Annotated in this window: 1 protein-coding gene; it reads right to left on the bottom strand. The window is 41.6% G+C overall.

The window, feature by feature from the left end; translation table 11 throughout:
- Window positions 1-609: 609 nt before the first annotated feature.
- Window positions 610-1,389 (bottom strand): 16S rRNA (uracil(1498)-N(3))-methyltransferase, encoded by a 780-nt coding sequence (locus F6K38_RS41305; RefSeq protein WP_287360636.1) that lies wholly within the window; start codon window positions 1,387-1,389, stop codon window positions 610-612.
- Window positions 1,390-1,684 lie beyond the last annotated feature (295 nt).

Raw genomic sequence — 1,684 nt, 5'->3', positions numbered from 1 at the left:
CTGCCAACTTTTTGAGCGCCCTTAATTCTGCCATTTTTCAGAAGTTGACGGACTCGTTGGACACAAATCCCTAGAAGAAAAGCTGCTTGGGTAGTTCCGACCACTGTCATTTTTTTTGCTCCTTTAATTAGCGCTATACTTAGCTTAGCACATTATTTCTGTTTGTGGGAAATTTTTACAAATTTTTACAAAGTGATGCCGGGAATTTAAATAGCGCTACTCTTTTAGGGGTGGTAAAGACTATATGGGATTATTGGGATTAAGGTTTTACTATAGCGCTAATTTATTTGTGGGATTTATGGATGCTTTACTATAGCGCTAATTTTATTCAAGGCTTAAGGGATAGATCAAGTCATTGGTTTTATTTTTTAAATAGCGACTTAGTCAAGTCAAAAATTATCTAGCGCTATTTTTTAGTTAGTTTATATAGCGTTATAGTTTTGTAAAATTTGGTGATCAAATTTTACTAGCGCTACCCTTTTAGAGGAGTTGAGGGTTGTATGGATTGATTAGATTTAATTTCAAACTTAAACTAGCGCTATAGTAATTGAATTGAATAATGGACAAACCCAGTGTATTGGCTCAGTTGCGGATCATGTTGTCAATTGCTCAAGCAAAATTATCACCTTTTGTCTTAACTGATGATTCCGACACTGCTGCTACTATAGACAAGCTAACAATAGGAGCAGTGATAGCTCGGAGAATGCGACTTCCTAGAGAAACAGCTATAAATCCAGCAGCAGTAGCTTGTTCTAGCTCTTGAGTTGTCCAACCACCCTCAGGTCCGGTAGCAATGACAATGCCAGGATGTTGAGCAGGGTCTGTTTGACCAGTATCCAATCCTAATCGTAAATCTAATAAGCAATTGAGTAGATGGGGAGCCTTTCCCCGAGCTACACAAATATAGCGATAGGCTTCTCGGGTTTCCGGCAATTGAAGACTATCGGAAAACTCGACAGGTTCAAGAATTTTAGGCACAACTTCCCGTTCTGATTGCTCTGCTGCTTCTTGGGTGATGCGCCGCCACCTCTGGAGCTTTTGAGGACTAGGATTGAGTAAAGTGCGATCGCTTTTCAACGGCACAATCCGAGTCACTCCCAACTCCGTTGCCATCAGACAAATTTGCTCAAATCCACTCCCTTTAGGCATCGCAGCCATCAAGGTTACCTGTTTAGGCAATTCGGTTTGAATGTGCTCAGATGCGACAATTTTAGCTTGAGTCAAATCACCTTCTAACTCACTAACATACCAGCCACCCTCTCCATCCATAGCAATAAAGCGATCGCCCTTTCTCAGCCGCAACACTCTAATTAGATAATGCTGTTGGGCATCAGTTAAAACAATCCCTTGGTCTTGACGCTGTGCAGGTGATATCACCAACCGTTGCATACTCATTACTGTTGCCGCAGTTGTAGGGAATTTCGGATTACAGAACAAGGACAGATAACAGGGTGGGACTTTGGATAATAGTTTTCGACTTTTGCTAATGCTCTATTAGCCATTACTGCTTTGTTGTTTAACCTCCAAACCTCCAAACCTCCAAACCTTCAACCTCCAAACCTTCAACCTTCAACCTTCAACCTCCAAACCTTCAACCTTCAATTTCTCCACCAACTACCACATTCCGAATCCTTAAGCTTGGTCCTGCACAACCTACAGCTAAGCCGCTTTGTCCACCTTTACC

Origin of the sequence: Moorena sp. SIO3B2, assembly GCF_010692525.1 — a bacterium.
GTDB lineage: Bacteria > Cyanobacteriota > Cyanobacteriia > Cyanobacteriales > Coleofasciculaceae > Moorena > Moorena producens.
This window is presented reverse-complemented; position numbering and strand designations above follow the sequence as displayed.